Genomic DNA, 282 nt, shown 5'->3' with positions numbered 1-282 from the left:
GGTGCGCCAGCGCAGGTGTCCTGCGGCGTCACGGTGGTAGTTCTGCACCATGATCTGGCGCAGGGCCTGGACACGAGGACCGGACGCGCGGTGTGCTCCGTGCCGGCAGAGGTGTTCCAGGAGCCGGACGGCGTCGTTTCCAGTGGCAAGGATCCTGGTCTTGGGCTTGGTGGGGTTCTTGCCCAGGCGGACCGGTCGGCCGTAGCGGCGCCCCCAGTCCTCATCTACCAGCTCGTCCAGCAGGTGAGGGGAGGTGTCGGCGACCTCTTCCAGTGCGGCGCG

Annotated in this window: 1 pseudogene; it reads right to left on the bottom strand. The window is 68.8% G+C overall.

What is annotated here, in order from left to right:
- Positions 1 to 282: pseudogene (locus tag IEY89_RS41300) on the bottom strand (IS1182 family transposase); the annotation flags it as partial.

Origin of the sequence: Streptomyces lacrimifluminis (assembly GCF_014646095.1) — a bacterium.
GTDB classification, from domain to species: domain Bacteria; phylum Actinomycetota; class Actinomycetes; order Streptomycetales; family Streptomycetaceae; genus Streptomyces; species Streptomyces lacrimifluminis.
This window is presented reverse-complemented; position numbering and strand designations above follow the sequence as displayed.